The sequence below is a fragment of the Escherichia sp. WS1265 genome (genome assembly GCF_046487585.1).
GTDB lineage: Bacteria > Pseudomonadota > Gammaproteobacteria > Enterobacterales > Enterobacteriaceae > Escherichia > Escherichia coli.
Map to the genome: position 1 here is coordinate 237859 of NZ_JBJQJE010000003.1, position 25866 is coordinate 263724.

General features: G+C 48.7%; 22 protein-coding genes, 1 tRNA gene, 3 pseudogenes and 1 other annotated feature. Of the genes and pseudogenes, 16 read left to right on the forward strand and 10 right to left on the reverse strand.

Annotation, left to right across the window (positions count from 1 at the left end; translation table 11 throughout):
* Positions 1-50 precede the first annotated feature (50 nt).
* The 3 genes from valS to pepA all read right to left on the reverse strand — a co-directional run bounded on the left by valS (position 51) and on the right by pepA (position 5214).
* Complete coding sequence (valS, locus tag ACJHX3_RS05060) at positions 51-2906, reverse strand: valine--tRNA ligase (RefSeq protein WP_000416400.1); 2856 nt, start codon at positions 2904-2906, stop codon at positions 51-53.
* Positions 2906-3349 carry a DNA polymerase III subunit chi gene (gene holC, locus ACJHX3_RS05065; protein ID WP_000786399.1) on the reverse strand — a complete coding sequence of 148 codons (444 nt, stop codon included), beginning with the start codon at positions 3347-3349 and terminating at the stop codon, positions 2906-2908. The genes valS and holC overlap by 1 nt, the downstream gene beginning before the upstream one ends.
* A gap of 353 nt (positions 3350-3702) precedes the next feature.
* Positions 3703-5214: a leucyl aminopeptidase gene (gene pepA, locus ACJHX3_RS05070; RefSeq protein ID WP_000397144.1), complete on the reverse strand. Its 1512-nt coding sequence runs from the start codon at positions 5212-5214 to the stop codon at positions 3703-3705.
* A 153-nt stretch (positions 5215-5367) separates the two neighbouring features.
* Between pepA and ytgA the strand changes: the two genes are divergently transcribed.
* The 3 genes from ytgA to lptG all read left to right on the forward strand — a co-directional run bounded on the left by ytgA (position 5368) and on the right by lptG (position 7663).
* Positions 5368-5418 (forward strand): protein YtgA, encoded by a 51-nt coding sequence (ytgA, locus tag ACJHX3_RS05075; RefSeq protein WP_211180521.1) that lies wholly within the window; start codon positions 5368-5370, stop codon positions 5416-5418.
* A gap of 62 nt (positions 5419-5480) precedes the next feature.
* Positions 5481-6581 carry an LPS export ABC transporter permease LptF gene (gene lptF, locus ACJHX3_RS05080; RefSeq protein ID WP_000584114.1) on the forward strand — a complete coding sequence of 367 codons (1101 nt, stop codon included), beginning with the start codon at positions 5481-5483 and terminating at the stop codon, positions 6579-6581.
* Positions 6581-7663 (forward strand): LPS export ABC transporter permease LptG, encoded by a 1083-nt coding sequence (gene lptG, locus ACJHX3_RS05085; RefSeq protein ID WP_001295681.1) that lies wholly within the window; start codon positions 6581-6583, stop codon positions 7661-7663. The genes lptF and lptG overlap by 1 nt, the downstream gene beginning before the upstream one ends.
* 160 nt (positions 7664-7823) lie before the next feature.
* Here the strand turns inward: lptG and ACJHX3_RS05090 are convergent, their stop codons facing one another.
* The gene (locus ACJHX3_RS05090) at positions 7824-9326 is read right to left on the reverse strand and encodes a helicase HerA-like C-terminal domain-containing protein (RefSeq protein WP_001294554.1); all 1503 of its coding nucleotides are present in this window, start codon (positions 9324-9326) and stop codon (positions 7824-7826) included.
* Between the two features lie 127 nt (positions 9327-9453).
* Positions 9454-10473, reverse strand: a complete 1020-nt coding sequence (gene ahr, locus ACJHX3_RS05095; RefSeq protein ID WP_001299662.1) for an NADPH-dependent aldehyde reductase Ahr — start codon at positions 10471-10473, stop codon at positions 9454-9456.
* Positions 10474-10668: 195 nt separating this feature from the next.
* Here ahr and ACJHX3_RS05100 point away from each other — a divergent pair.
* The 6 genes from ACJHX3_RS05100 to ACJHX3_RS05125 all read left to right on the forward strand — a co-directional run bounded on the left by ACJHX3_RS05100 (position 10669) and on the right by ACJHX3_RS05125 (position 15445).
* Positions 10669-10753: transfer RNA gene (locus tag ACJHX3_RS05100), tRNA-Leu, on the forward strand.
* A gap of 163 nt (positions 10754-10916) precedes the next feature.
* Positions 10917-12176, forward strand: coding sequence for a tyrosine-type recombinase/integrase (locus tag ACJHX3_RS05105; RefSeq protein ID WP_001472781.1), 1260 nt, complete (start codon positions 10917-10919; stop codon positions 12174-12176).
* Between the two features lie 146 nt (positions 12177-12322).
* Positions 12323-12493: a hypothetical protein gene (locus ACJHX3_RS05110; protein WP_001472782.1), complete on the forward strand. Its 171-nt coding sequence runs from the start codon at positions 12323-12325 to the stop codon at positions 12491-12493.
* A gap of 12 nt (positions 12494-12505) precedes the next feature.
* A complete protein-coding gene (locus ACJHX3_RS05115; protein WP_001472783.1) occupies positions 12506-13048 on the forward strand; it encodes an ABC-three component system protein in 543 nt (180 codons plus the stop codon).
* Positions 13048-13545 (forward strand): ABC-three component system middle component 5, encoded by a 498-nt coding sequence (locus ACJHX3_RS05120; protein ID WP_024203853.1) that lies wholly within the window; start codon positions 13048-13050, stop codon positions 13543-13545. The genes ACJHX3_RS05115 and ACJHX3_RS05120 overlap by 1 nt, the downstream gene beginning before the upstream one ends.
* Positions 13532-15445 carry an AAA family ATPase gene (locus ACJHX3_RS05125; RefSeq protein ID WP_001472787.1) on the forward strand — a complete coding sequence of 638 codons (1914 nt, stop codon included), beginning with the start codon at positions 13532-13534 and terminating at the stop codon, positions 15443-15445. The genes ACJHX3_RS05120 and ACJHX3_RS05125 overlap by 14 nt, the downstream gene beginning before the upstream one ends.
* Before the next feature lie 463 nt (positions 15446-15908).
* Here the strand turns inward: ACJHX3_RS05125 and ACJHX3_RS05130 are convergent, their stop codons facing one another.
* Genes ACJHX3_RS05130 through ACJHX3_RS05140 form a run of 3 tightly spaced genes read right to left on the reverse strand, consistent with a single transcriptional unit; the run spans position 15909 to position 17486 of the window.
* Entirely contained in the window at positions 15909-16181 is a 273-nt protein-coding gene (locus tag ACJHX3_RS05130) for an ogr/Delta-like zinc finger family protein (RefSeq protein ID WP_001472788.1), read from the reverse strand.
* 1 nt (position 16182) lies between these two features.
* Positions 16183-16737 (reverse strand): phage polarity suppression protein, encoded by a 555-nt coding sequence (locus tag ACJHX3_RS05135; RefSeq protein WP_001472790.1) that lies wholly within the window; start codon positions 16735-16737, stop codon positions 16183-16185.
* The gene (locus tag ACJHX3_RS05140; RefSeq protein WP_094321802.1) at positions 16734-17486 is read right to left on the reverse strand and encodes a septation initiation protein; all 753 of its coding nucleotides are present in this window, start codon (positions 17484-17486) and stop codon (positions 16734-16736) included. The genes ACJHX3_RS05135 and ACJHX3_RS05140 overlap by 4 nt, the downstream gene beginning before the upstream one ends.
* 905 nt (positions 17487-18391) lie before the next feature.
* Here ACJHX3_RS05140 and ACJHX3_RS05145 point away from each other — a divergent pair.
* The 6 genes and pseudogenes from ACJHX3_RS05145 to ACJHX3_RS05170 form a co-directional block, all read left to right on the forward strand.
* Positions 18392-18652 (forward strand): helix-turn-helix transcriptional regulator, encoded by a 261-nt coding sequence (locus tag ACJHX3_RS05145; RefSeq protein WP_001084853.1) that lies wholly within the window; start codon positions 18392-18394, stop codon positions 18650-18652.
* Positions 18649-19197 (forward strand): host cell division inhibitor Icd-like protein, encoded by a 549-nt coding sequence (locus tag ACJHX3_RS05150; RefSeq protein ID WP_000761643.1) that lies wholly within the window; start codon positions 18649-18651, stop codon positions 19195-19197. The genes ACJHX3_RS05145 and ACJHX3_RS05150 overlap by 4 nt, the downstream gene beginning before the upstream one ends.
* Complete coding sequence (locus ACJHX3_RS05155) at positions 19197-19421, forward strand: hypothetical protein (protein ID WP_001014979.1); 225 nt, start codon at positions 19197-19199, stop codon at positions 19419-19421. Before ACJHX3_RS05150 ends, ACJHX3_RS05155 begins: the two co-directional genes overlap by 1 nt.
* Positions 19418-19741 (forward strand): DUF5375 family protein, encoded by a 324-nt coding sequence (locus ACJHX3_RS05160; RefSeq protein ID WP_000842358.1) that lies wholly within the window; start codon positions 19418-19420, stop codon positions 19739-19741. Before ACJHX3_RS05155 ends, ACJHX3_RS05160 begins: the two co-directional genes overlap by 4 nt.
* A gap of 14 nt (positions 19742-19755) precedes the next feature.
* Entirely contained in the window at positions 19756-22089 is a 2334-nt protein-coding gene (locus tag ACJHX3_RS05165; protein ID WP_094321801.1) for a primase-helicase zinc-binding domain-containing protein, read from the forward strand.
* Between the two features lie 570 nt (positions 22090-22659).
* Positions 22660-23798, forward strand: a pseudogene (locus ACJHX3_RS05170) (tyrosine-type recombinase/integrase); the annotation flags it as partial.
* A 5-nt stretch (positions 23799-23803) separates the two neighbouring features.
* Here ACJHX3_RS05170 and ACJHX3_RS05175 read toward each other — a convergent pair.
* Positions 23804-25017 (reverse strand): IS3 family transposase gene (locus ACJHX3_RS05175; protein WP_151327001.1). Its coding sequence is split into 2 segments (ribosomal slippage): positions 23804-24729 and positions 24729-25017, totalling 1215 coding nucleotides; the frame shifts between segments, so codons are not numbered across the junction.
* Positions 24620-24736: a sequence feature (AL1L pseudoknot), on the reverse strand. It overlaps the preceding gene by 117 nt.
* A 102-nt stretch (positions 25018-25119) precedes the next feature.
* Between ACJHX3_RS05175 and istB the strand changes: the two are divergent.
* Positions 25120-25485: pseudogene (istB, locus tag ACJHX3_RS05180) on the forward strand (IS21-like element IS100kyp family helper ATPase IstB); the annotation flags it as partial.
* A 65-nt stretch (positions 25486-25550) separates the two neighbouring features.
* On the opposite strand, the pseudogene ACJHX3_RS05185 reads toward istB, so the two are convergent.
* Positions 25551-25754 (reverse strand): annotated as a pseudogene (locus ACJHX3_RS05185) (TetR/AcrR family transcriptional regulator); the annotation flags it as partial.
* Between the last annotated feature and the right edge of the window lie 112 nt (positions 25755-25866).

Consider the following 25866-nt stretch of genomic DNA (forward strand, 5'->3'; position numbering starts at 1 on the left):
AAAAAAGGCCGGAGTATGCTCCGGCCTTCGTTTTCATCGCTGTGATTTGATTACAGCGCGGCGATAACAGCCTGCTGTTCAATCAGCTTCGCTTTCGCTTCTGCATAGCCTTCCAGCTTCTCACGCTCTTTCGCGATGACCGCTTCCGGTGCGCGCGCTACAAAGCCTTCGTTCGCCAGTTTGTTCTCGATACGGCTGATTTCGCCGTCGATCTTCGCCACTTCTTTCGCCAGACGCGCCAGCTCATCTTCTTTGTTGATGAGGCCAGCCATCGGGATCAGCAGCTCTGCGCCGTCGATGATCTTCGTAACGGAAACCGGACCTTTGTCATCGGCAGGCAGCACGGTGATGCTTTCCAGACGCGCCAGGGTTTGCAGGAAGCCACGGTTTTCATTTACGCGACGTTCTGCATCCGCGCTGCAACCACGCAGGAGCAGCTCCAGCAGTTTGCCCGGCGCGATGTTCATTTCTGCACGGATGTTACGTACCGCAACGATCGCCTGCTTCAACCACTCTGTGTCGGCCAGTGCGGCTTCATCAACCTGAGATGCATCGTACTGCGGGAACGGCTGCAGCATGATGGTGTCGGCAGTGATACCGCAAAGTACTTTCACACGCTGCCAGATGGTTTCGGTGATGAACGGAATGATCGGATGCGCGAGGCGCAGCAGACCTTCCAGCACGGTCACCAGCGTATGGCGAGTACCGCGCAGTTCGGCTTCGGTGCCACCGTTCATTACCGGCTTAGTCAGCTCCAGATACCAGTCACAGAACTGGTTCCAGGTGAACTCATACAGAATGCCTGCGGCGATATCGAAGCGGAAGCTGTCCAGCGCTTCGCGGTACGCTTTGATGGTCTGGTTGAACTCTGCCAGAATCCAGCGGTCCGCCAGCGACAGCGTCATTTCACCGCCGTTGAAGCCGCAATCCTGACCTTCTGTGTTCATCAGCACAAAGCGGCTGGCGTTCCACAGCTTGTTACAGAAGTTACGGTAACCTTCCAGGCGCTTCATATCCCAGTTGATGTCACGACCGGTAGACGCCAGCGCCGCCAGGGTGAAGCGCAGGGCATCGGTGCCGTGCGGCTCAATGCCGTTCGGGAACTGTTTCTCGGTGCGCTTACGGATTTTGTCCGCCAGCTGCGGCTGCATCATATTGCCGGTACGTTTTTCCAGCAGTTCTGGCAGCGAAATACCGTCAACCATATCCAGCGGGTCGATAACGTTACCCTTGGATTTGGACATCTTCTGGCCTTCGTCGTCACGAATCAGACCGGTCATGTAAACAGTGTGGAACGGCACCTGCGGTTTGCCATTTTCATCTTTGATGAAGTGCATGGTCATCATGATCATGCGGGCAATCCAGAAGAAGATGATGTCGAAGCCGGATACCATCACGCTGGTTGGGTGGAACTGACGCAGGGCGTCGGTGTTTTCCGGCCAGCCAAGGGTAGAGAAGGTCCACAGTGCAGAAGAGAACCAGGTGTCGAGAACGTCTTCGTCCTGACGCAGGGCAACGTCGGCACCGAGGTTATTTTCCTTGCGCACTTCTTCTTCGTTGCGGCCAACATAAACGTTACCTGCTTCGTCGTACCATGCAGGGATACGGTGACCCCACCACAGCTGACGAGAGATACACCAGTCCTGAATATCGCGCATCCAGGAGAAGTACATGTTTTCGTACTGCTTCGGTACGAACTGAATGTCGCCGTTCTCAACCGCTTCAACCGCCGGTTTCGCCAGTACATCGGCACGCACGTACCACTGGTCGGTCAGCATTGGTTCGATAACTACGCCGCCACGGTCGCCGTAAGGAACGGTCAGGTCGTGCGGTTTAATTTCTTCCAGCAGGCCAAGCGCGTCAACTGCGGCAACGACTGCTTTACGTGCAGCAAAACGCTCCAGTTTCTGGAACTCTGCAGGGATTTCGCTGGAATAAACGTCAGATTCGTTACCTTTGGTATCGAACACCTGGGCGCTTTCACGGATATCGCCGTCAAAGGTCAGGATGTTGATCATCGGCAGGGCGTGACGTTTACCCACTTCATAGTCGTTAAAGTCGTGCGCCGGAGTGATTTTCACGCAGCCGGTGCCTTTTTCCATGTCGGCGTGTTCGTCGCCAACGATCGGAATACGACGGTTAACCAGCGGCAGAATGACATATTTGCCAATCAGATCTTTGTAACGCGGATCTTCCGGGTTAACGGCTACGCCAGTATCGCCCAGCAGGGTTTCTGGACGGGTAGTCGCGACCACCAGATAATCTTTACCGTCTGCGGTTTTCGCACCGTCAGCCAGCGGATAGCGGATGTGCCACATCGAACCTTTCGATTCGCGGTTTTCGACTTCCAGGTCAGAGATAGCGGTGCGCAGTTTCGGATCCCAGTTTACCAGGCGTTTGCCACGGTAAATCAGGTCTTCTTTATACAGACGAACGAAAACTTCTTTCACCGCATTGGACAGGCCTTCGTCCATGGTGAAGCGTTCACGCTCCCAGTCGACGGAGTTGCCGAGACGGCGCATCTGACGGGTAATCGTGCCGCCGGATTCCGCTTTCCATTCCCAAATTTTGTCGATGAAAGCTTCGCGGCCGTAGTCGTGACGGGTTTTACCTTCTTCTGCGGCAATCTTGCGCTCAACGACCATCTGGGTAGCGATCCCGGCGTGGTCAGTACCGACCTGCCACAGGGTGTTTTTGCCCTGCATGCGCTGATAGCGGATCATGGTATCCATGATGGTTTGCTGGAAGGCGTGACCCATATGCAAACTGCCGGTGACGTTCGGCGGCGGGATCATGATGCAGAAACTTTCCTGGCTTTCATCGCCATTAGGCTTAAAGTAGCCCTGCTTTTCCCAGTGCTCGTAAAGCGGCTGTTCGATATCTTGTGGGTTGTATGTCTTTTCCATTATTTCCAGGTTGCCGTATTCAGGTTGAAACCAGCCACGCGGTAGGCTTTATAGCGTTCGCGCGCCAGTTGTTTCAGAGAATCTTCATAAGGAACGAAGTCTACCACTTCTGTGAAAGCGGTGGCAAAATCTGCAAAGCTTGTTCGCAGACTAATCAATATATCGCGCGGGCTGCTGCTGCGTTTTTGCGGCCAGGCGATCTCCACCGGCGCACCGCCGCGCGGTCCTTCTCCCGCTAAATTATGCGGAACAAAGCTTTCTGCCGGACGCGCCCACAGGGCTTCATCCAGCCGATAAGCCTGCTTTTCATCTTCACAGGCGATGAGCACGCGCTTACCGCTGCGCCAACGTTCTGCGGCAATTTCACACACCAGTTGCTCAACGGCGCTTAAGCCATCGACGGTGGTGTCATTGTCCAGAAGGTAGAACGTCGCGTTTTTCATATATGGGGCTTCTTGTGGTGGATTTAAATACGCATCAGGTATACACCGCAGCGCCTGATGCGACGCTGTTGTGTCTTATCAGGCCTACGAGTTCAGTGCTGTGTGTAGGTCGGATAAGGCGCTCACGCCGCATCCGACAATAACAGCATTGCCTGATGCGACGCTGCCGCGTCTTATCAGGCCTACGAGTTCGGTGCTGTGTAGGTCGGATAAGGCGTTCATGCCGCATCCGACAATAACAGCATTGCCTGATGCGACGCTTGCGCGTCTTATCAGGCCTACGAGTTCAGTGCTGTGTAGGTCGGATAAGGCGTTCACGCCGCATCCGGCAATAACAGCCTTGCCTGACGCAATTACTCTTCGCCGTTAAACCCAGCGCGGTTCAACAGGAACTGTGCCAGCAACGCTACCGGACGACCGGTTGCGCCTTTTGCTTTACCAGAACGCCAGGCGGTTCCGGCGATATCCAGGTGCGCCCAGTTGTACTTACGGGTAAAGCGCGACAGGAAGCAACCTGCGGTAATCGCCCCACCAGGACGACCGCCAATGTTCGCCATATCGGCAAAATTGGACTCCAGTTGTTCCTGATACTCGTCACCCAGCGGTAAGCGCCATGCGCGGTCACCGGATTGTTCAGACGCGGCAATCAGTTCATGGGCCAGCGGATTGTGGTTTGCCATCAGACCAGTAATGTGATGACCCAGCGCGATCACGCAGGCACCGGTCAGCGTCGCCACGTCAATCACCGCTTCCGGCTCAAAACGCTCAACGTAAGTTAACACGTCGCACAGTACCAGGCGGCCTTCAGCGTCGGTGTTGAGCACTTCAACGGTTTGACCAGACATGGTGGTTAACACATCGCCCGGACGATAGGCGCGACCGCCTGGCATGTTTTCACAACCTGCCAGCACGCCGATAACATTAATCGGCAGTTGTAGCTCCGCGACCATACGCATCACGCCGTAAACCGCCGCCGCGCCGCACATATCGTACTTCATCTCATCCATGCCTTCTGAAGGCTTGATCGAGATACCGCCGGAGTCGAAGGTTAAACCTTTACCCACCAGCACGATTGGGCGTGCATCTTCCGACGCGTTGCCTTTGTACTCAATCACCGACATCAGCGATTCGTTTTGCGAACCCTGACCGACCGCCAGATAAGAGTGCATCCCCAGCTCTTTCATCTGCTGTTCGCCGATAACGCGGGTAATGACATTCTTGCTGTAGCTGTCAGCCAGCTGGCGCGCTTGTGAAGCGAGGTAAGCGGCGTTACAGATATTCGGCGGCATATTGCCGAGATCTTTTGCTGCTTTAATCCCGGCGGCAATCGCCAGACCGTGCTGGATCGCGCGCTCACCGCTGGTCAGTTCACGGCGGGTCGGCACGTTGAACACCATCTTACGCAGCGGACGACGCGGTTCGCTCTTGTTCGTTTTCAGCTGATCGAAACTGTAGAGCGTCTCTTTTGCCGTCTCGACAGCCTGACGCACTTTCCAGTAGTTGTTACGGCCTTTAACGTGCAGTTCAGTCAGAAAGCAGACCGCTTCCATTGAGCCAGTATCATTCAGCGTATTAATGGTTTTCTGAATAACCTGCTTGTACTGACGCTCATCCAGCTCACGTTCTTTGCCGCAACCAATAAGGAGAATTCGCTCGGAAAGTACATTCGGAACATGGTGCAGCAACAATGTCTGCCCCGGTTTTCCTTCCAGTTCGCCCCGACGTAGCAGGGCGCTGATGTACCCATCGCTGATTTTATCGAGCTGTTCTGCAATCGGAGAAAGGCGACGTGGTTCGAAGACGCCCACGACGATGCAGGCACTCCGCTGTTTCTCCGGGCTACCGCTTTTTACACTAAACTCCATGCACTACGCTCCTGAATCTTAAAGACAACGGCGGTGGCTACAGATAGAATTGCAAGCTTTCGTAACTCATGTCCGCTGTTGCGATGACTTCGTGTTAATCTTAACGTTATTACGGCATTGGCACGTCAGAACAAAATCTGAGAGGTGAATCCGTTGAGTATAATTATCTTAGCGACGATTTCGACGACTCAAGAGAATAAATGACGTTTAAGCCATGAAACAAGCTAAAATCCTGCAAAAGACGAGTTTTTACGGGCGTATTTAAAGTGATAATCATAAGATATCTGGTGCGGGAGACGCTCAAAAGCCAGCTGGCGATACTCTTCATCTTGCTTTTGATCTTCTTCTGTCAAAAGTTAGTGAGGATCCTCGGCGCAGCGGTTGACGGCGATATTCCGGCGAATCTGGTGCTCTCCCTTCTCGGGTTGGGCGTGCCGGAAATGGCGCAGCTTATCCTGCCATTAAGCCTGTTCCTCGGGCTGCTGATGACGCTGGGCAAACTGTATACCGAAAGTGAAATTACGGTAATGCATGCCTGCGGCCTGAGCAAAGCGGTTCTGGTGAAAGCGGCAATGATCCTTGCGGTATTCACGGCAATCGTCGCGGCGGTTAACGTGATGTGGGCGGGACCGTGGTCATCGCGTCATCAGGATGAAGTGTTAGCAGAAGCGAAAGCGAACCCTGGCATGGCGGCGCTGGCGCAAGGGCAATTCCAGCAAGCGACTAATGGCAGCTCGGTGCTGTTCATCGAAAGCGTTGACGGCAGCGATTTCAAAGATGTGTTCCTCGCGCAAATTCGACCAAAAGGTAATGCTCGTCCTTCTGTGGTGGTGGCCGATTCCGGACATTTAACCCAGCTGCGCGACGGCTCCCAGGTCGTCACTCTCAACCAGGGAACGCGCTTCGAAGGCACTGCACTGTTACGTGATTTCCGCATTACGGACTTCCAGGATTATCAGGCGATCATTGGTCACCAGGCGGTGGCGCTCGACCCGAACGATACCGACCAGATGGACATGCGTACATTGTGGAACACTGATACCGATCGTGCTCGCGCAGAACTGAACTGGCGTATCACGTTGGTATTCACCGTGTTTATGATGGCACTTATGGTCGTACCGCTGAGCGTGGTTAACCCGCGTCAGGGACGCGTACTGTCGATGCTGCCAGCCATGCTGCTGTATCTACTTTTCTTCCTGATCCAGACCTCCCTGAAATCGAACGGCGGTAAAGGTAAGCTGGACCCGACGCTGTGGATGTGGACCGTTAACCTGATTTATCTGGCTTTGGCGATTGTTCTCAACCTTTGGGACACCGTGCCGGTCCGCCGCCTGCGCGCCAGTTTTTCGCGTAAAGGAGCGGTGTGATGCAACCTTTTGGCGTACTTGACCGCTATATCGGTAAAACTATTTTCACCACCATCATGATGACGCTGTTCATGCTGGTGTCGCTGTCGGGCATTATCAAGTTTGTCGATCAGCTGAAAAAAGCCGGGCAGGGGAGTTACGACGCGTTAGGCGCAGGAATGTATACCTTGCTGAGCGTGCCGAAAGATGTGCAAATCTTCTTCCCGATGGCGGCTCTGCTTGGGGCGTTGCTTGGTCTTGGGATGCTGGCGCAGCGCAGCGAACTGGTGGTGATGCAGGCTTCTGGTTTTACCCGTATGCAGGTGGCGCTGTCGGTGATGAAAACCGCCATTCCACTGGTCTTGCTGACGATGGCGATTGGCGAATGGGTCGCGCCGCAGGGCGAGCAGATGGCGCGTAACTACCGTGCGCAGGCGATGTACGGCGGCTCGTTGCTCTCTACCCAGCAAGGCTTATGGGCGAAAGATGGCAACAACTTCGTCTACATTGAGCGGGTTAAAGGTGACGAAGAGTTAGGTGGCATCAGTATCTATGCCTTTAACGAGAATCGTCGTCTGCAATCCGTACGCTATGCCGCTACCGCGAAGTTTGACCCGGAACATAAAGTCTGGCGTCTGTCGCAGGTTGATGAATCTGATCTGACCAATCCGAAACAGATCACCGGTTCGCAGACGGTGAGCGGCACCTGGAAAACCAACCTCACGCCAGACAAACTGGGCGTGGTGGCGCTGGACCCGGATGCACTCTCAATCAGCGGTTTGCACAACTACGTGAAGTATCTGAAGTCGAGCGGTCAGGATGCCGGACGTTATCAGCTCAATATGTGGAGCAAAATCTTCCAGCCGCTATCCGTGGCGGTGATGATGCTGATGGCGCTGTCGTTCATCTTTGGCCCACTGCGTAGCGTACCGATGGGCGTGCGTGTGGTCACCGGTATCAGCTTCGGTTTTGTCTTCTACGTACTGGACCAGATCTTCGGCCCGCTGACGTTGGTTTATGGCATCCCGCCGATCATCGGCGCACTGTTGCCAAGCGCCAGCTTCTTCTTAATCAGCCTGTGGCTGTTAATGAGAAAATCGTAACCTGATGAACGAATAAAGGGAGCGAAAGCTCCCTTTATTATTGTTAGCAAAGTGTGCTTCGTTCATGCCTGAAAAATCATGAAAATCCAATATATTGCAGTGGTGTAGGCATGATAAGACGCGCCAGCGTCGCATCAGGCAAAGACAAATCGCACCTGACTTACCTTCTTCTCCCTCCCAGCAAACTCCCCAACATTCCACGCACAATCTGATTCGTCACCTGGCGGGCGGCGCTTTTCGCCATTGTTTGCACAACACCATCTTTCTTCCCGCCGCGTGGTCCGGTAGTGCCGAACAAAATATCCTTCAATCCACCAAGAATGCCGTCATCCACCGCCACCTCTTTCCCTTTCACGGCAGGATTATTTTGCTGCTCGGTGCTTGCCTGTACGCCTTTTTGCAACATCTCATAGGCGGATTCCCGGTCCACGTCATCCTCGTACTTGCCATACACCGGAGAGTGATTAATCAAGCCATTACGCTCATCTTCCGTCACCGGTCCCATCCGCGAACAAGGCGCAATCACCATCGCCCGTTCCACCACAGAAGGACTTCCTTTTGCATCGAGAAACGAGATTAACGCCTCGCCGGTCCCCAGTTCCTGGATTGCCTTTTCGGTATCAAATGCCGGATTGGCCCGCATGGTTTGCGCCGCAGCTTTTACCGCTTTCTGATCTTTGGGCGTAAAAGCCCGCAAAGCGTGTTGAACGCGATTACCGAGCTGCCCGAGCACATTATCCGGAATATCAGACGGGTTTTGCGAAACGAACCAGACGCCCACGCCTTTTGAGCGAATAAGCCTTATCACTTGCTCAATCTTATCCAGCAGTACCTGCGGTGCATCGTTAAACAGCAGATGTGCCTCGTCGAAGAAAAACACCAGTTTTGGTTTCTCCAGATCGCCCGCTTCCGGCAATTGTTCATACAACTCTGAAAGCATCCACAGCAGGCTGGCGGCGTACAGTTTCGGCATCTGATAAAGTTTCTCGGCGCTGAGGATATTGATAACGCCTTTACCGTTGGCATCAGTACGCATCCAGTCTTTGATATCCAGCATCGGCTCACCAAAGAAATGCGTTGCCCCTTGCTGTTCCAGCGTCAGTAATCCGCGCTGGATGGCACCAACCGATGCGCTACTAATATTACCGTACTGATTCTGGAATGATTTGGCGTTATCGCCGATGTACTGGGTAATCGCCCGCAAATCTTTAAAGTCGAGCAGTAACAGCCCCTGATCGTCAGCAATGCGGAAGATGATATTTAGCACGCCAGATTGCACATCGTTGAGATTCAACAGCCGCGCCAGCAACAGCGGCCCCAGATCCGAAACCGTCGCCCGCACCGGATGGCCTTTCTCGCCAAAGATATCCCACACCACCACAGGATTGGCATGCGGTTGCCAGTCATTGACGCCGATATTTTTAAGCCTTGTGAGCAGTTTTTCCGACGCCGTTCCTGCCTGCGCGATACCGGTCAGATCGCCTTTCACATCAGCCATAAACACCGGCACGCCGATTTCCGACAATGACTCTGCCAGTTTTTGCAGCGTAACGGTTTTACCCGTCCCCGTTGCGCCAGTAATCAGCCCGTGACGGTTAGCCATTCCCGGCAGTAAAAACAGTTCTGTGTCCGGCGTGCGGGCAATTAACAGGGGTTCGCTCATGAGATTTCCTCCAGTTCCTGCCTGGAGTATAGGCAACGGCTGTGCACTCTTCACCGCTAAATTCAGCAGATTGCGAGACGCCTTCCAAAGAGATTTAAGTGCCGGGCGACAGCACCCGGCAAAGGGATCAGAAGTCGGCTTTCAGGACTACTCGGTAGCGAGCTTTACCATCGCGTACATGCTGAATGGCGTCGTTAATTTTCGACATCGGGAACAGTTCGGTTGTCGGCGCAACCTTGCTGCGGGCGGCAAAGCGCATCAGCTTTCGCAGCTCATAAGGCGTGCCGGTAGCAGAACCAGAGATGCTGCGGTCGCCCGCAATTAACGTAAAGGCCGGAACAGACAGCGGCGTGAGAACCGCACCGACCGTATGGAAATTACCGCCATAGGTCAGCGCCTCAAAATAAGGCTGCCAGTCGAGGCTGACGTTCACAGTATTGATAATGAGATCAAACTGCCCCGACAGGGCTTTCAGTGCCTGCGGATCGCGGCTATTCACCACTTTATCGGCACCCATCGCCAGTACTTCCTGCTCTTTCGCCGGATTAGAACTAAAGGCCGTCACCTCGCATCCCATTGCGTGCAGAAGTTTTATAGCGATATGCCCCAGCCCGCCAATACCAATTACCCCAACGCGGCTGGTAGCAGTGATATGGTGCATCAACAGTGGTTTAAAGACCGTGATACCGCCGCACAACAGCGGCCCGGCGGACTCGATATCAATATTTTCTGGCAGTGGAATCACCCATTGCCAGTCCGCACGCAACTTCTCGGCAAAGCCACCGCGATTCATAATCGTCGGCACCGCACCTTGCTCGCAGTTGATCTGATTACCGCTAATACAGGCGTCGCAGTGACCACAGCTACGCGCCGTCCAGCCAATCCCGACACGCTGACCGACCTGCAAACCTTTATCCTGCGCGGCGCTCCCGAGTGCCACCACGCGCCCAATCACCTCATGCCCGGCAACCAGCGGATATTGTGAAAATCCCCATTCGTTATCGATCATCGACAGATCGGAATGACAAATCCCGCAGTAATCCACCTGCACTTCAACATCTTGTGGCTTCAGCTCACCGGGATCGTACTCATAAACTTCCAGTTCGCCGCCCGCTTCTTTTGCGGCATAGCTTTTTATCATCGACATTTTTGGGGCCTTCTCTGGTGTTGTTTGGGAAGTGTAGAGCATGGCAGGGCGGGGTGCCTGGAGTGTGACAAAGGTTACATATCGCTGAGTGTAATGCTGAAAATTTCAGCACTTAGCGAGGTGGGTGCAAGCTGGCGCTTGCATGGTGGCGTGCGACAGGTATAATCCACAACGTTTTCCGCATACCTCTTCAGTGCCGAAGTGGCGAAATCGGTAGACGCAGTTGATTCAAAATCAACCGTAGAAATACGTGCCGGTTCGAGTCCGGCCTTCGGCACCATTAGTACTTCCAATACCATCCGAGAAAGTCCAATTATCCCTTAAAAATCAATGGTTGAAGTGATTTTTACGTCCTGAGTCGTCCGAGGTTGTCCGTTGAAATCCAGATGCCATTGGGGGCATAATTGGGGGCATCTTAACTTCGATTAGAAATGTGCCCCCAAATGAAGCTCAACGCCAGACAGGTCGAGACCGCAAAGCCAAAAGACAAAACCTACAAAATGGCCGATGGCGGCGGTTTATATCTTGAGGTTTCTGCAAAGGGTTCTAAATACTGGCGCATGAAATACAGACGCCCCTCTGACAAAAAAGAGGATCGCCTCGCTTTTGGTGTTTGGCCTACCGTGACGCTTGCTCAGGCAAGGGCAAAGCGTGATGAAGCTAAAAAGCTGTTAGTGCAGGGCATCGACCCAAAAGCCGAACAGAAAGAAGCTCAGGCCGAGAACTCGGGGGCATACACTTTCGAAACTATCGCTCGTGAATGGCACGCCAGTAACAAGCGCTGGAGTGAAGACCATCGATCACGCGTTCTACGCTATCTTGAGCTTTATATTTTCCCCCATATCGGTTCGTCCGACATTCGGCAGCTTAAAACCAGCCACCTGTTAGCCCCGATTAAAAAAGTTGATGCCAGCGGCAAACACGATGTCGCTCAGCGCCTGCAACAGCGCGTCACGGCCATTATGCGTTATGCCGTACAGAATGATTACATCGACTCAAATCCAGCCAGCGATATGGCCGGTGCGCTATCGACAACCAAAGCGCGACATTACCCGGCTTTACCTTCCAGCCGGTTCCCTGAGTTTCTTGCACATCTAGCTGCATATCGTGGCCGTGTAATGACACGGATCGCGGTCGAGCTTTCCTTGCTAACTTTTGTGCGTTCCAGTGAGTTACGTTTCGCGCGTTGGGATGAATTCGACTTCGATAAATCTCTTTGGCGTATACCTGCAAAACGAGAAGAAATTAAAGGCGTGCGTTATTCGTACCGAGGCATGAAGATGAAAGAGGAACATATCGTTCCGCTTAGTCGGCAGGCGATGATTTTATTAAATCAGTTAAAGCAGATTAGTGGTGATAAAGAGCTGCTTTTTCCGGGGGATCACGACGCAACTAAGGTTATGAGTGAAAACACCGTAAACAATGCATTGCGTGCCATGGGTTATGATACGAAAACTGAGGTCTGTGGGCATGGTTTTAGGACGATGGCGCGTGGTGCTTTGGGTGAGTCAGGGTTATGGAGTGATGATGCGATTGAGCGCCAGTTAAGCCACTCAGAACGTAACAATGTTCGTGCGGCGTATATTCATACTTCTGAGCATTTGGAAGAACGTCGGCTTATGATTCAGTGGTGGGCTGATTATTTGCAAGAGTGTTATAAAGGGCCAATAACGCCATACGAATTTGCAAAGAAATCTCAGTAGAAAACATAAAATCTATTAGTTGTGATAGATATCACTTTGTTTTTATTGAAATATAACGAGGTTTATGCATCATAGGGCATAGTGCAAGTATATAAATAGATAACAAGCTAATAATTTTTCAAGATAATTATATTAAGAGGTGTTTAATGGAAGTTAACGTGGTCACCATTGTTTTGGGGGTGTGTTTGTTTGCTGCTATCGTTGCCGTGCCTGTATGGAAAATAAGCGCAAGATTTTTCTTCAAAGGAGGAGTAAAAAATAAACTCAAAAATGTTTCAATTAATGGCGATTATACTGGTCGAGATAAGAAAAATTAATAAGGCCATTGTATGGGTATTTTTAATAGGCTGAAAAATGTTTTTGTAAATGGTGATTATGTTGGAAGGGATAAAATTGTCTATAATACAGAACCCACTCAGCTAATGCTATTGCAAGAGGAGTATCAGGAAGAGTTTAAAAATAGGCAAATTTGCACAGAAATGATTGATGAACTGAATCATTATAATACCAAAAAAAGTAAAGTGCGTGATTTGGAAGTTAAACTTAATGCTGCTGGGTACTCTTCCTTTCTTGACGAAGCTCGCGAGTTAAAAGAGTTGGTTTCGAAATTAATTATACAATATCAGCATTATCGCTCAGCACAGAAAATAATCGCTTTTTTATTGTCAGACGTTCATTCAATTTTTCAATACAGAATAAAACCTCATATAGTAAATAAACAACAAGAGGCACAGATCCTTGAATTAATATATTTATATATAGAGTGTGAACTGAGTAGAAAGTTAGGTATAAATGCCTTGGAGATATATAATAGACAATTGCGTGGTATGGTTTTCTTCCTTACAGGAAACTGTCATTTGGAGTGGGAATAATGTTATTATATAACAAGGCATTTGATATCAATCATACTATTCTAAGAATGTCTTCATGGCTGCTAAATAGCTCTGAGCCGTTAATAAGTCTTGAGGGTATAAGAATATTTGACTTCTTAATAGCATTTCCTGAGTACATATCCAAGTTATCACTAGGGAAAGAATTAGTGAAGGAAAGAAATAAGTTCAAAAGGTTTTCTAACCCTTATAATGCTTTTGATCCTCAATCCTTGTTTCAGCAAATGGAAGGGGTGCAAAAATCTGCAATTTGTTCTTTAGTAACAGCATCAGTTTTAGTAGAAATTAATAATGAATTATATGAAATAAAAAAAGATAAGTTATATGCGATTGGATTTACCAAAACCAATCTTTTTGATAGCATAAACGAAGATGTGATCTCATTTATCAGTAACAATCTTGAGACATTACCTGTAACGGGAATAACTGGACTTAAGGCCGCTAGCAAATTAATGAGTTTTAAATATGATCGTATATAATCCCACATTGAATATTAAAAAACTTTACGCATTCAAGGATGGTAAAGAGGTCATACACTTGAAGTTTCATAATGGGCTGAATGTCATATATGGCTCGAACGGAAGCGGAAAAACCTCGGCAATTCAGTTACTCGCGTATGTTCTTGGTTCTACGATCTATAATTGGAAAGAAGAAGCAGGGAGTTGTGATTACGTTATAGCTGAAATTTACGCAAATGAGTCTACTATAACCATTCGTCGTGAGATAAGTGACACAATGGCAGGTATGAGCATTTTTTTTGGTACATATGAAGAAAGTATCAAAGCAGGGAAAACTGGATGGTTTAGCTACCCCTACGCAATTTCTACTAACAAGGAAAGTTTTTCACAACGTATCTTTGAAATCTTAAACATACCTGAGGCTAAATCTGACGGGATTAATAATCTTACTTTACATCAAATCCTAAGGCTGGTGTATAACAACCAATCTGATTCTGCAACAAGTATATTTAACGACGAGAAGTTTGATTCCGCAATAAAACGAGAGTTTGTAAGTAATTATTTGCTCGGTTTGTATGATGATGATCTTTATAATAATAAATTAGAGTATATTAAAAAAGAAAAAGAGCTAACAAAAACAATAGCTGAGTTAAAGGGTTTACTATTATTAATAGATGGTCAAGATCTTGATTTTAAATCTGATAATTTAGATAGCTTATCTGAACAATTACAGGGAAAGATCGATTCTATAATTGAAGAAATTGAAAAGTATAAAGAGTTAGATACACGGATAAAATTTAGTAATGAAGTTAAGGCAATTAGTGCAGAACAATTAGTGAAGGATAAGAACAAGCTTATTGCCTTGGAGGTTGAATTAAGTCAAATACAATATAATATTGTTGATTCAACCAAATTTATTGAAGAATTACAAAATAAATTACTTGCTATTAATGATTCAATTAAATTTAATAGTTCATTCAAGTTTAAAGAGTTCGATACCTGCCCATCATGTTTTACTAAGTTGCCAACTGCTCATGATGATAGTAAATGCTCTCTATGTGGTACAGAAGACCCGGATTCGGCAAAGCAAATTAATTATGCTAGAATGAAAAATGAAATAATGATTCAAATCAACGAGTCACAAAATCTTTTGGAAAGGAATAAAATAAAGAGTGGTGAGATCTCAAAGCAAATAAAATGCTTAAAAAGTGGAATGCGGAAAGAAGTTAACAAAGTTTCGGTTGTTAGTTCATCTTTGAATTCCCATGATGATAGCTTACTTTATAGTAAATATAAAGAGATTGGAGAGCTTGAAGAAAGACTAGATACTTTAGGTCGTATGGAGTCCGTTTATTCAAAAATTAAAACACTTCAGACTCTCCGCGATAGCTTACAAGCCAGAGTTACATTTTTACAAGAAAACATTAGTAAAAAAGAACATGATCTTCAGTTAAAAATGCCAGCACTGAAAGAGAAAGTCAGTGAATATATGGAAGAAGTTTTAACTAAAGATGTCGAAAATATTGATGATCCTCATGATAAAGCTGAATTTAGTAACATAACTAGCATCGACTTTGATCTGGCTTCAAATAGGATTGTTGTCAATAATAAAGTCTCATTCTCTGAGAGCTCAATGTACTATCTTAATAATGCCCTGCATATAGCATTGCTAAAATTAAGTTTGGTTGATCCTAATGTAAGATTTCCACGTCTTTTAATTCTGGACGGTATAGAAAATGGTGGCATGGAAGATGCTCGCTCACAGGGTATCCAAAAAACTTTAAAAGAAATTTCTGATGAGTTTTGCGGGGTTCGGCATCAGATTATTATTACAACTAAAGGAATATACCATGCCGTTGATAATGATAAATATCGAGTTGGAGAAAAATTTACTTCATCAAATCGTAGTTTAAATATGTGATTTTGAACAGGTGCGGCTTTAGCTGCACTTGTCTTTTGAATAATAATATATCGCAATTATTAATTCCGTGTAACTTTATTATTGTCTATGTTATTTATAGATGTTGGCGTTATATTATCGGTCGATAATGGATTTGAGCTATTTTAGGTTAGTTAAAGTTGTTTTAAAAATTCGATAAAGAAAATAATTTGATACTCACAAATCCTTTCTTAGCATACTTAAAGTACCTCTTACGCGCGCAGCCCCGCCCGCCTGCCCGCTTCGCTTAACAGACTGGGTTTTCATGCACCCCGTAAACCGTCTCAGAAGCCACCACACAAGGGCTTTCGCGTCAAAAATGGCGCATGAGACTCATGCGTTTTCATGCACCATAGATATGCACTCATACGCTCTCAGGCCAGCCAGGGAAAAGGCGTAAAAAATCCCGGTACTGGACCGGGACTTCGTGGTCGTATTTTGCTAATCAGACAGGAATTTGCTGACGGTTTGACAGCTTTGACGCGGAGCCATAGCGATTGAGTGTTTGCTGTTGTTTTTCCGGTATTTTTGCTTTGTCTGATTCCTGTTCATTGCACTGAGGCTTCATAATGATCGTATCCACGCTTTCCAGTGCGGTAAATGTGCAGGAACATTCCAGATTCTGGCACTGATACCATGAGCGTTTAACCGACGGAGCTTCATAGGCGCTGGTTCTGGCGTGAGCGACCGCGCCACATTCAGGACACTTCAGGGCCATATCAGCACACTCCTTTTTCATTAAGTCGGTTAAGGCGGGCCAGGAAAACTTTATGTTGTGCCGGGGTGAAACTGGCTGAAGCATCAGCGCGCATTGATGCATCCACCGTTAATCCGGTTTCGTCGATAATGCTCTTATATGCTGCTGAAATTACCGGAGTACGGACTTCCGTTTGTCGGGCTACAGCGGTTCGTAATATTTTCATTGCCGCCTCAAGCCCGTATGGTGCACAAAGAAAAGGAGCCAGAGCGTCAGTGAGTGCATCACCATGCTCGCTCATGAAGTTTTCAGTTGTGCTTGTAACACAGCTTTCCAGCACAATCTGGTGAGCATAAAGACCATCCCGGGCGGCACAGTTAATCTGCCATTCGAGGAGTGCAAGACGCTCACGAAGATCCTCAAGTTGGCTGGCATATGCTGCGGGTTTTTCTTCAGTATCCAGCAAAGCAGCCAGACGAAGCTGGCTGGTACTTTGCACATTACGTAGTGTCAGCCAGCTTTTTATTGCCGCGCGGTAATCGTTGAGAGCTTCCTGAGTAATGGTTCCGGTATTCATTCCTTCTCGCCCCCTTTAGCCATGTCACGCTGTTTAAGCATCCGGGAACGTGCTGCAGGGCTGGGTGATTGTCTGGCATCCTGTATGGCTTTATCGTCCGCATAAATGCTGATTCCCGGCAGGGCAATATCATCCGTTGAAGATACGTTACAGAACAGTGCCGGAGTGGTGAGTTGCTCGCTGATAAATTGCTTCAGCACACTTTCGGGGTCGTTTACGGTATGAACTACACCGATAACAGAAGATGCGCTTCGGCCCAGAGTCATTTTCAGCAGTCCAAAGATCTGAATAAGTTTCTGGCCGTGTTCCTTCATAAACTCATTCCAGAGCCACACTGCATGAGTTTCAATCAGGTGATTATGTTCGCTGATGTAGCGGTTTGCAGCATCCGCAGTTTTCCATGGCAGGAATTCATTTTCTGCAGCCTGAGCAGCCAGCAAATCTTCGAACTCATCCAGTGTTTCGCGTCCGAGGGCGATTTCTGCCCGCAGTTTTTTCATTCGTGGCGTCATATTCCCCTGATTCTCACGAAACAGGTTTCGCCATTCATCATTAAGCGCCTGCGTCTCCGTTTTTGTATCTTCCTGACGTTTACGGATAGTTTCAGTCATTGCAGCGGCTTCGGTTTGTTTTCGCCGTTCTTCCTGCCAGACAGCTTTTGCTGCCTTAACTTTTTCCACCGCTTCGCGAATTTTCGGCGGGAGGGTGGGGGTAATGTTTGCATCAGAGATCTGGTTAACAGTTGTCATGGCTGCTCCGGTAGTGTTTTGTTGTTGTGTCAATTGTGCCGGGGTCCATACAAGCGCACTACCGAGGAGGATTGTGTCAGTGACTGAACAATGACCTTGTTCTGGCTAGCCAGAGAAAGGTGTCATGTCTGATCTATACGCTTCCTTTAATACATACTATTCACTACTGTTCACTTCAATAAAAATATAGTAAATACATGTGGTTAAGTGGTGTAGTGTTTTAATTAAAGTGATCATCTACTGTTCATGACTGTTCACAGAGATAAAATTAAACATATATTTTTTTTTCATATAAGTCGCGATATTTATTTCAGTTTATTACTGGATCTTTTCTCCTCACCAATATTCACCAGTATTCAATACATATTCTATGTAAAGAATAAAAGATGTCTTATGTCTGTTTAATAATTAAACATTCAACCTCCCTGCACTCAGTTGCATTTCAGGAAAATATTCATAAAAATGAATTTGTCTGATGTTCATTAAACACATCCGGATACATGCGGAAGTAAGATGGTAATTTAATTTCTTTAATCATCGGATTTATTGATACATATGGTGAGCTGTTTATTTTTGGCCGTTTTTGGCTCTTTTATTAATCAGGTGTTGTCTTAGTGCTTATGATGTAACGCCCTGAATGATATGGGCTGGTTCAGATTTGAGCTGTGATCCTGCCTAGTGTAATAGACTTTTTTATTATTGATGCTCCTTATTATATTCCATAAAGGAATTGTTTGTTTTTGTTCGTTTCATACGGTTTTTAGCTGTTTTATTTTTTGAGAAATCAACATTTCACACAAAATAAATAAAGCATGCGCGAGCCGCTTATATAAACATAATAAGGAGCTACCTGAATCCGCATGGAATTGCCCGGACTGTTGTAAACATATTAGAGAGGTAGCCAGATGAATAGTATTTCCGTTTCCACCCCGGCACCAGCTGCTCCGGTGCTCCCGGTTCCGGCTCAGCAGGAGCGCTTCATACGATTACCTGAAGTGATGCACCTTTGCGGGCTATCCCGTTCAACCATCTACGACCTTATCAGCCGCGATGCCTTCCCGCAGCAGATATCCCTGGGTGGAAAAAATGTGGCCTGGGTACAGTCGGAGGTCAGTGCATGGATGGCGGCGCGAATTGCTGCCCGCGAGCAAGGAGGCCATGCGTGAAACTTGCTTTGCAGTCTCATCTCCTTTTTTCTGGCTTGCGTCCTGATATCTTTTCCAGGTATAGTTTTCCCGCTGCCGCAAAATCGGCTGCCGGGCGTAGGAACCCGAGTTACTTATTGGCGACACCAGACGCGCCGTGCGTCTTTTTTTACGTCGTTGCTCAGGCACACCCATTTTTCGGGCTGCGGTGCTTATACCTTAGCCCCTTTCAGATAATGGTGGTCCGGGCGGGGCAGCCTTCGGGCTGGCCGGTTTCCAATAAGGCCGGTATTCCTACCCCCGTTCGGGTCACCACCCATGAGCGTAGGAACTCCGGTGGTGGCATTTACCGCTACTTATTGGAGGTTGCCCTTATGGCTACGATCCTCGCCCCGTCACATCCTCAATTTATATTTGTTTTTGCCGCCGTTCGTCGTGCAGAACGTAAACCACGTATCAGTATGCTGCGTATCATCGCCAGCAATGAGCATCATGCACGTCTTTCACTGGTCCATGAGTATGTGCTTTGTCTTGCTGCTCGCCTGCCTGTCCGGGAGGTGATCTAATGAATCACGCCGCAATCTCTTATGACGATATTCTCCGCCTGAAGCATCTTCGTAACGTGGGAGAGTTTGTCACCGGAATGGCTGTTCTTCAGGATTGCTACGAAAAACCTGCCAGTGCTCAATGTGAACAACTGGTTTCCCTGATTTATCTGATGACAGAGCAGCTTGATGGCGTGGTACAGCGTTGCCAGGATGACCTCATGAACATGGAGGTGGTGCAATGAAATCACGTACTCTTTCCCTTTCACTTCGGGTAGCGTTGTATCGCCGCGCGGTAGCCTGCGCCTGGTTGAGTGCCTGCTATCAGCAAAACCGCCATCTGCAGCTCACTCTGGATGAAATTGAAACCGCTATTGCCCGTGAGCTTGAAGGATTTTATCTGCGACAGCACGGGCAAACAAAAGGCATGGAAATCGCCTGCGCCCTGCTTTCAGACCTGATGGAATACGGCCCTCTAATGTCCTGTCCCGCACTCTCCCAGCTCGGAATAGCCGTAATGGATGAGTTATGCGTCCGTCACATCAAAAAGCCGGTTTTACACTGAGGGAGAACTGCGTCATGTCAGGAATGAAAGTCAGTCAGGCCGTGAAGGCTGCCCGCGGTCACTGGGCTCAGATTCTGCCAGCGCTGGGCGTGAATATATTGAAAAATCGCCATCAGCCTTGCCCGGTCTGTGGCGGTAAAGATCGTTTTCGCTTCGACGATCAGGAAGGACGCGGAACATGGTTCTGCAATCAGTGCGGAGCCGGGGATGGTTTAGCGCTTGTCACCAGGGCACTGAATGTGGATATCAGTGAAGCAGCTGACAGGATACATGGACTGACACATGATCTGTCTATAGTTAATTCCGAGGTCAGGACGTTAACCGCCGATACCGATAGCGGGAAAGATGCAGCGGCAGCACTTGCCGCGCGACTGCTGCAAGCCTCGCGTGAATCTGCCGGAAACACTTATCTTACACATAAAGGTTTCCCGGAGCATATTTGCCATGAGCTGACTTCAGCTCATAAGGCCGGTGGTGTGATGTTCCGCCCCGGTGATTTGATCGTCCCACTCTATAACGCTGACGGGGAGCTGGTGAATATTCAGCTTATCAGTGGCAATGGTAGCAAGTGTTTTCTTAAAGGAGGTCAGGTTAAGGAGGCCTATCATCTGATAGAAGGGGGCGGGAGTTCTGTAAGAAGGATTTGGATTGCGGAAGGTTACGCCACGGCGCTTACCATTCATTATTTGACAGGAGAAGCCGTCATGGTGGCATTTTCGTCGGTCAACTTTCTTTCTCTGAGCAGCGTTGCCCATAATAAGTATCCTGGATATCAGTTAATTATTGCAGCGGACCGCGATCTGAATGGTTCAGGCCAGAACAGGGCTGAAACTGCTGCAAAAGCGAGTCAGTGTGACATTGTGCTGCCACCGGTTTTTGGTGACTGGAATGATGCGCTTACCCAATACGGAGAGGAATCCACCAGGAAGGCAATTCTTGAGGCTTTGAAGCCACATAACGCCAGTCCTTTCGACACAATGAGTGAAGCAGAATTCACAGCGATGAGTGTCAGCGAAAAAGCTCAGAGGGTTCGGGAGCATTACAGGGATGCACTGGCGGTTGATCCGAACGGGCAGCTTTTATCCCGCTACGAGTCTGGAGCGTGGAAAGTTATTTCTCAGTCAGATTTTGCCCGAGATGTCGCAGCCCTTTTCCAGCGCCTCGGGGCACCGTTTTCCTCAGGAAAAATTGCCTCACTGGTGGAAACATTAAAGTTAATTGTTCCGCAGCAGCAAAATCCGTCACGTCATCTGATTGGTTTTCGTAATGGCGTTCTCGATACGCGAACAGGGCTTTTTAGTCCGCACTGTAAAGAGAACTGGCTGCGTACCCTGTGTGAAGTCGATTTCACGCCACCGGTAAAGGGGGAAACGCTTGAAACTCATGCCCCGGCATTCTGGCGTTGGCTGGACCGGGCCGCCGGACACAAGCCAGCAAAACGCGACATTATTCTTGCAGCGTTATTTATGGTGCTGGCGAACCGCTATGACTGGCAGCTCTTTCTGGAAGTGACTGGCCCTGGTGGAAGTGGCAAAAGTATTCTGGCTGAAATTGCGACCATGCTTGCTGGAGAGGATAACGCCACCTCTGCGACCATTGAAACGCTGGAGTCCCCGCGAGAACGTGCGGCTCTGATAGGTTTTTCTCTTATTCGCCTGCCTGATCAGGAGAAGTGGAGCGGCGACGGCGCCGGGCTTAAGGCTATAACTGGTGGCGATGCAGTATCTGTGGACCCCAAATATCAGAATGCTTATTCAACACATATTCCGGCGGTTATCTTGGCCGTAAATAATAATCCTATGCGCTTCACTGATCGCAGTGGTGGTGTGTCCCGCAGGAGAGTTATTCTGCATTTTCCTGAGCAGATAGCACCGGAAGAACGCGATCCGCAGTTGAAAGATAAAATTGCACGAGAACTGGCTGTGATTGTTCGTCAGCTCATGAAGCGTTTCAGCGATCCGATGAGCGCCAGAACATTGCTTCAGTCGCAGCAGAATTCTGATGAGGCTCTCACCATCAAGCGTGATGCTGATCCAGCATTTGATTTTTGTGGCTACCTTGAGGCATTACCTGACACCAACGGCATGTTTATGGGGAACGCCAATATTGTCCCGCGCCAGCCACGTACGTACCTTTACCATGCCTATCTTGTATACATGGAGGCTAATGGCTTTAAAAATACCCTTAGCCTGACAATGTTTGGCAAAGGGCTACCAGTTATGCTGAAGGAATACGGGCTAAATTATGAGAAGCGGCGAACTAATCAGGGAATGCAGACTAACCTCACTTTAAAAGAGGAAAGTAATGCAGACTGGCTTCCCAAGTGTGATGAGCCAACAATCAAATAATTACAACTAACCCGGCTGATGCCGGGTTTCTTATTGGAAACGTACGAATGTAGAGATAGCAGTTCACTCTTCACCTAACTGTTAATACATAACCAATTGATATATAAATTAAAAGTTGCAGAGTGAATAGTGTGCATGGTTTTGCGAAAAAAAAGTATTTTTTGTTGAGTCAAGTCCCGGTTTGGATCCGTTTAACGGAACCTAACTGGATTGACTATTTCTTCAATAATTTTTGGATAAATAATCAGCAAAAATCAAAATGTGAACAGCGAATGGAGGGGGCACAAAAGGGGGCATAATTGAATTAATTATGAATAAAATCCATTTTTTTACAACAATTTAAATGAATATGCGAGTCCGGCCTTCGCACCATCGGAACATCAATAGACGTCAACGGACGTCTTTTTTTGTGCCTAAAATCCAGTATCCGCAAGGCTTTCCTCGCTTTTTCACTCAACCTAAGTCAACCTGATTCAATCTACATCAACTTACTGATGCGGGTACAACTGCGGGTATTTCCCGGTTCGATAATGTTTGTACCCACACAGAACCCTTGAAAGGATACTCATCATGGCTCTGAGTGATGTGAAGGTTCGTTCGGCTAAGCCTGAAGCAAAAGCCTATAAGCTGACCGACGGTGAAGGCATGGTTTTGCTGGTTCACCCTAACGGCTCCAAATACTGGCGGCTACGTTATCGCTTTGGCGGTAAAGAGAAGATGCTGGCATTGGGGAAATACCCCGAAGTGTCGTTGGCGGATGCCAGGGCACGCCGGGATGAGGCTCGTAAGCTTTTAGCTAATGGTGTCGATCCCAGTGAAAACAAGAAAGCTGTTAAGGTAGAACAGGAACAAGAGGCGATAACGTTGAAGTAGTCGCCAGAGACTGGCACGCCAGCAATCAGAAGTGGTCGGTATCGCATAGCGCTCGTGTTTTGAAAAGTCTGGAGGATAATCTCTTTACTGCTATCGGTAAGCGGAACATTGCGGAACTGAAGACGCGGGATCTTCTTGTACCCATTAAAGCAGTCGAGTCATCCGGGCGGCTCGAAGTTGCCGCCCGTTTACAGCAGCGTACTACCGCGATTATGCGCTTTGCCGTTCAGAGCGGCTTAATCGACTACAACCCCGCGCAAGAGATTGCAGGTGCGGTTGCTACGGCGAAAAGACAGCACCGTGCAGCTCTTGAACTGAACCGTATACCTGAATTACTTCATCGCATAGATCACTATTCTGGCAGACCGTTAACTCGGCTGGCGGTTGAACTCACTTTATTGGTTTTCATCCGTTCGAGCGAGCTGCATTTTGCCCGCTGGTCAGAAGTAGATTTTGAAACGGCTATGTGGACAATCCCAGGTGAGCGTGAGCAACTGGAAGGAGTCAAGCATTCTCAGCGTGGCTCGAAGATGCGGACACCACACCTTGTACCTTTGTCGCGGCAGGCCCTAAGTATTTTGGAAAAGATCAAAAGCATGAGCGGAAATTGAGAGCTGATTTTTGTGGGCGATCACGATCCACGTAAGCCGATGAGTGAGAATACGGTGAACAAGGCTTTGCGCGTAATGGGGTATGACACGAAGGTCGAGGTTTGTGGGCATGGCTTCAGGACGATGGCTTGTAGTTCGTTGATTGAGTCGGGATTATGGTCGAGGGATGCGGTAGAGCGGCAGATGAGTGAACCGCCCCGGGTTTCCTGGAGAGTGTTTTATCTGTGAACTCAGGCTGCCAGATCATCGTTTCCGATGGAAGCATAATAAGCTTTTTCTGCTTCTGCCGGAGGAGTATGGCCCAGCCTTTCCAGCAATCGTCGATTGTTATACCAGTCCACCCACGTGAGTGTGGCCAGTTCCACTTCTGCACGGTTTTTCCAGCTCTTACGGTGTATTACCTCCGCTTTGTAAAGACCATTGATGCTCTCCGCCATCGCGTTGTCATACGAGTCGCCTGTACTTCCTGTTGATGCCAGTAATCCGGCTTCCTTAAGCCGCTGTGTGTAGGCCAGCGATACATACTGAGAACCTTTATCACTGTGATGGACCGTGCCGGACGGTCGACGGGCCCATAACGCCTGCTCCAGTGCATCCAGCACGAATGTCGTTTCCATGGACGATGAGACCCGCCACCCCACGATGTATCCGGCAAACACATCAATGATGAACGCCACATAGACGAAGCCCCGCCATGTGCTGACGTAAGTAAAATCAGCCACCCACAGCTGGTCAGGTCGTTCTGCCACGAACTGACGGTTTACGCGGTCGCCTGCGGCAACGGCTTTCCGGCTGATGGTCGTACGGACCTTTTTACCCCGGAGAACACCGGCAAGTCCCATAACCGCCATGAGACGTGCCACAGTGCATCTGGCCACTCTGATACCTTCCCGTAACAACTGACGCCAGACTTTACGCACACCGTATACCTTGTGATTTTCATCGTATACGCGCTGTATCTCTTTCTTCAGCCAGTCATCGCGCTGCGCACGGGCACTGCGTTTATCCGGATGATGTCGCTGTTGCTGACAGTGGTAATACGTTGACGGGGCAATATGCAGTTCGCTGCATAGCGGTCCGACCCCGTACTGCTCACGCAGCTTATCCAGCAGTGGCATCATTTTTTCCAGAGGCGGTCGAACTCCGCCTTCGCAAAATAAGCGGAAGCCTGGCGAAGGATATCGTTACTGCGGCGCAGTTCACGATTTTCACGTTCCAGCTCTTTCAGACGCTGACGTTCAGCGGTGGTGAGCCCTCCATCACCGCCCCCGGTATCCCGCTCATGCTGGCGAACCCAGACACGCAGAGTCTCCGGCGTACAGCCAATCTTTGGAGCAATGGAACAAATTGTCGCCCATTGTGAGTCATATTCGCTCTGACTTTCCAGAACCATACGGACTGCCCGTTGACGGACTTCGGGGGAAAAACGAGTATTTTTAGTCATCCTGTTTACCTCTTTCTCAGGAAGTTTAGTCTCCAGGATTCCCGGGGCGGTTCAGTACTCACCAATAAATAAGCGTCAATACGGTGCTCCGTTGACGCTTACGCAGATCTGTTACTTCAGTTATCTACGGCACAACGTCAGGGCCGTTATAAAACGACGCTTCAGCGTGGAGTAATGGCCCCCCGCCTGCTCATCATTGATGAAATAGGCTATCTGCCGTTCAGTCAGGAAGAAGCAAAGCTGTTCTTCCAGGTCATCGCTAAACGTTACGAAAAGAGCGCAATGATCCTGACATCCAATCTGCCGTTCGGGCAGTGGGATCAAACGTTCGCCGGTGATGCAGCACTGACCTCAGCGATGCTGGACCGTATCTTACACCACTCACATATCGTTCAAATCAAAGGAGAAAGCTATCGACTCAGACAGAAACGAAAGGCCGGGGTTATAGCAGAAGCTAATCCTGAGTAAAACGGTGGATCAATATTGGGCCGTTGGTGGAGATATAAGTGGATCACTTTTCATCCGTCGTTGACAGCATAATCCTCTTTACTCTTAAGGTAGTAATAAAATGAGCCTTTAGGGACATTGGCATTTTTAACAATGGCATCGACTCCCGTCGCAAGAAAACCATTCTGCGTCAGCAGTTCAAGGCCACTGCGGATCAGATCATTACGAGTATCTGCATAGGTACTTTCTGTCTTTCGCGGCCTTCCCCGGCCACGATTTTCGCCTGTCATGTGATCTTACCCAGCAATAGTGGACACGCGGCTAAGTGAGTAAACTCTCAGTCAGAGGTGACTCACATGACAAAAACAGTATCAACCAGTAAAAAACCCCGTAAACAGCATT